Origin of the sequence: Kitasatospora sp. NPDC007106 (genome assembly GCF_040634455.1) — a bacterium.
In the GTDB taxonomy this organism is placed as follows: Bacteria; Actinomycetota; Actinomycetes; order Streptomycetales; family Streptomycetaceae; genus Kitasatospora; species Kitasatospora arboriphila.
In genome coordinates, this window is record NZ_JBEYFP010000593.1 from 1 (window position 1) to 3762 (window position 3762).

Genomic DNA, 3762 nt, shown 5'->3' on the forward strand with positions numbered 1-3762 from the left:
GTAGGTCCAGGCCGCGGCGGCACGGTAGCGGCCGGCCACGGCATCGGCCGTGCCACCGGAGTTCCGGGTCGGCGTGAGCAGGACCGCGTCGATGCGGTGCAGGTGGGGCGTCGCCGCCTCGGCACGCCGTTCGGCCGAGCCGAGGTCGGCTCGGGCAGCCACGGCGCCGAGCAGTGCCGCCACGACGACCGCGAGCACGGCGAGGACGAGCGAGCGGCTGCGGGAGCGGTCCGCGGCCCGGGCCAGGGCGTTGTGCTCGGTGCCGAGAGCCCGGCGCAGGTGGCGCTGCCATGGGCGGGTGACGCGGGTGCCGTGGGTGCCGGCCATCGGGAACTCCTTTGCGGACGGGGGTGCACGGTCGGGAGCGGACCGCCGCCACCCGTCGCCTTCCGGCAGCCGGGTGGTGCAGGGCCGGGGGCTCCTGCGGGTCGCGTTCGAGAAGAACTCTGCGGGCGACGGTCCGGGCAGGAACAGGGACCGACCGGGCCGACCGGAGGGCCGGTGGTCCCTGACCGGCGACGGCTCCCGCGCGGGGGACGGCCTGTCCGGTCCGGCGACGAACCGTCAGCCCGACCGCCCCGGCCGGGACCATCGGGGCACGGGCGACGGGACTGCCGGCGAGGAGGACAGGGCCGTCGGTCCCTGGGAAGGCACCCGGCCCCTCTCCGAGGATCTTCACCGTGGGTCACGGGCACAGCAGTGTCCGCCCGCTTCCCCGAGCACACCGCAAAGGAGCGCGTGATGTCCCTACACGGCCGCGGAAAGGCCCTGCAGAGAAACCCGGATGACGGTCCGTCCGGCACGGCCGGCGGCTTCGGCCTGCCGGCGGCGACCGCACTGGTGGTCGGCAGCGTCATCGGCACCGGCGTCTTCGCGCTGCCGTCCGCACTCGCCCCGTACGGGCCGATCGCCCTGGTGGCGTTCGCCCTGGTGACGATCGGGGCCCTGGCCCTGGCGGTGACCTTCGGCCGGCTGTCGGAGCGGGTGCCGGGAAGCGGCGGACCGTACGTCTACGCCCGGGAGGCGTTCGGGGAGTTCGCCGGGTTCCTCACCGCGTGGTCGTACTGGATCACCGCCTGGGCGGGCAACGCGGCCATCGCGGTGGCCTGGGTCGGCTACGTCGAGGTGTTCGTCAACCGGGGACACCACACCGGTGGCTCGATCGCGATCGCGCTCGCGGGCCTGTGGGTGCCGGCCGTCGTCAACCTGACGGGCGTCCGGGCCGTCGGCGCGTTCCAGGTCGTCACCACGGTGCTGAAGTTCCTGCCGCTGGCCTTCATGGGCACGGTCGGCCTGCTGTTCGTGAAGTCCGGGAACTTCGGTGCCTTCAACGCCAGTGGGACGTCGGCGCTCGGGGCGGTGTCGGCGGCGGGGGCGATCGCCCTGTTCAGCTACATCGGCCTGGAGACCGCCTCGGTGGCCGCCGGACGGGTCCGCGATCCCAGGCGCAACGTCCCGCGTGCCACGGTGTACGGCACGCTGGCGTGCGCCGCGATCTACCTGCTGGGCACGCTGGCCGTCTTCGGGACCGTGCCGCACGCCCGACTCGGTTCCTCCACGGCGCCGTTCACGGACGCGGTGAACACCGTCGCGGGCGGCCACTGGGCCGGTGACCTGGTCGCGGCGGCGGCGATCGTCTCCGGCATCGGCGCACTCAACGGGTGGACGCTGATCTGCGCCGAGATGCCGATGGCCGCCGCCCGGGACGGACTCTTCCCGGCCGCCTTCACCAAGGTCCGAGGGCGCGCCGGCGTGCCGGCCTTCGGCATCGTCTCGGCGACCGTCCTCGCCTCGGTGCTCACCGTGGTCAGCTACACCCGCTTCACCCAGGTCTTCACCGGGATCGTGCTGCTGAGCGTGCTCACCGCAGCCGTCCCCTACCTGGTCGCGGCCGCGGCCCAGGTGCTCTGGCTGGTGCAGCACGGCCGTGAGGAGCTCGACCGGCGCCGCCTGCTCCGGGACACCACCGTCGCCGTCGCGGCCCTGGCGTTCTCCTACTGGTCCATCCAGGGCAGCGGCTACCAGACCGTCTACTACGGCCTGTTCACCATCCTGCTCGGCATTCCCGCGTACATCTGGCTGAAGCGCCCGCGCACCCGCACGGCCGGGACCGGTGTCCTCACCGAAGCCCCGTCCACCTGGACCGCGCAGGCCGGGTCCGCGCAGGCCGGGCGCGAGGAATCGCGGCCCGCGGCGGCCCGCGGCGCACGCCGTGCGGGCCTGCCCACCCTCCTCCGTCGCGCGCTGACGCCGCGCCACCAGCACTGAGAACCAAGGAGCACACCGGCATGTCCACTCTGCGTGTCGACTCGGAAGCCGGCCGGCTGCGTCAGGTGATCCTGCACCGCCCCGGCCTGGAACTCTCCCGGCTCACCCCGCGCAACGTCGACGAGCTGCTCTTCGACGACATCCTGTGGGCCAAGCGGGCCCGCGAGGAGCACGACGCCTTCGCCCAGGTGCTGCGCGACCACGGCGTGCGCGTCCACCACTACGCCGACCTGCTCGCCGAGACCCTCGACCTGGCACCCGCCCGTGCCTGGCTGCTCGGCCAGGTCGTCACTCCGGCCGCCGTCGGCCCGGCCCTGGTGGAGCCGGTGCGGGAACTGTGCGAGCAGCTCGACGGCACGACGCTCGCCGAGTACCTGATCGGCGGCGTCCTCAAGAACGACCTGCCGATCCGCAGGCCCCACAGCCTGCTCTGGAACACGCTGGGCGAGCAGGACTTCGCCCTCCCACCACTGCCCAACCACCTCTTCCCGCGCGACAACTCCTGCTGGATCGGCGCCCGCTACAGCCTCAATCCGATGGCCAGGCCCGCCCGCCGCCGGGAGACCCTGCACACGGCGGCGATCTACCGCTTCCACCCGCTGTTCGCCGAGACCGCGCCGCCGCTGCTGGACGGCACCGCGATCGGCCCCGGTCCGAGCCTGGAGGGAGGCGACGTGCACGTCCTCGCCCCCGGGGTGGTCATGGTCGGCATGGGTGAGCGCACCACCGCGCAGGCGGTCGAACTGCTGGCCCAGAACCTCTTCCTGTTCGGCGCCGCCCACCGGGTGATCGCCGTGCGGCTGCCGGAGAGCCGGGCGTTCATGCACCTCGACACCGTTCTGACGATGATCGACCGGGACACCTTCGCGGTCCACCCCGGCCTGGCCGACCGGCTGCGCTCGTGGACCCTCACCCCCGCCCCCGAACGGCCCAGCGGCCTCGAGGTCACCCCGGACGCCGACCTGGCGGCCTCCCTCGCCGAGTCGCTCGGCGTGGACAAGGTCCGCCTCCTCTCCGCCGAGCAGGACGCCCGGGCCGCCGAGCGCGAGCAGTGGGACGACGGCAGCAACTTCCTCGCCCTCGAGCCCGGCGTCGTCGTCGGCTACGAGCGCAACACCACCACCAACACCCACCTGCGCAGGCAGGGCATCGAGATCGTCACCATCGCCGGTTCCGAGCTCGGCCGCGGCCGCGGCGGCCCCCGCTGCATGAGCTGCCCGATCCAGCGCGATCCCGTCGACTGACCCACACGGAGGACGAACCCGCCATGACCGTCAACCTGAACGGCCGCCACTACCTGACCGACTTCGACTTCACCGCGGCCGAGATCCACCACCTGCTCGACCTCGCCGCCGAGCTGAAGGCCGCCAAGCGGGCCGGCACGGAGGTCCCGCGGCTGACCGGCCGCCGTCTCGCGCTGATCTTCGAGAAGAGCTCCACCCGGACCCGCTGCGCCTTCGAGGTGGCCGCGGCCGACCACGGCGCCACCACCTG

The 3762-nt window shown here is 73.4% G+C and carries 3 protein-coding genes and 1 pseudogene; 3 read left to right on the forward strand and 1 reads right to left on the reverse strand.

Annotation, left to right across the window (positions count from 1 at the left end):
- Window positions 1–327, reverse strand: a 327-nt coding sequence (locus ABZ641_RS29000; protein ID WP_359986464.1) for a hypothetical protein, incomplete at its 3' end; no start/stop codon positions are given.
- Between the two features lie 414 nt (window positions 328–741).
- On the opposite strand from ABZ641_RS29000, the gene ABZ641_RS29005 reads away from it, so the two are divergent.
- The 3 genes and pseudogenes from ABZ641_RS29005 to ABZ641_RS29015 all read left to right on the forward strand — a co-directional run.
- The gene (locus tag ABZ641_RS29005) at window positions 742–2268 is read left to right on the forward strand and encodes an amino acid permease (RefSeq protein ID WP_344622300.1); all 1527 of its coding nucleotides are present in this window, start codon (window positions 742–744) and stop codon (window positions 2266–2268) included.
- Between the two features lie 20 nt (window positions 2269–2288).
- The gene (locus ABZ641_RS29010; RefSeq protein ID WP_344622299.1) at window positions 2289–3512 is read left to right on the forward strand and encodes an arginine deiminase; all 1224 of its coding nucleotides are present in this window, start codon (window positions 2289–2291) and stop codon (window positions 3510–3512) included.
- Between the two features lie 23 nt (window positions 3513–3535).
- Window positions 3536–3762 (forward strand): annotated as a pseudogene (locus tag ABZ641_RS29015) (ornithine carbamoyltransferase subunit F); the annotation flags it as partial.

Bases quoted from the DNA above. Each gene is read 5' to 3' on its own strand.
- ABZ641_RS29005 (WP_344622300.1), top strand. From the start codon at position 742: ATGTCCCTACACGGCCGCGGAAAGGCCCTGCAGAGAAACCCGGATGAC.
- ABZ641_RS29010 (WP_344622299.1), top strand. From the start codon at position 2,289: ATGTCCACTCTGCGTGTCGACTCGGAAGCCGGCCGGCTGCGTCAGGTG.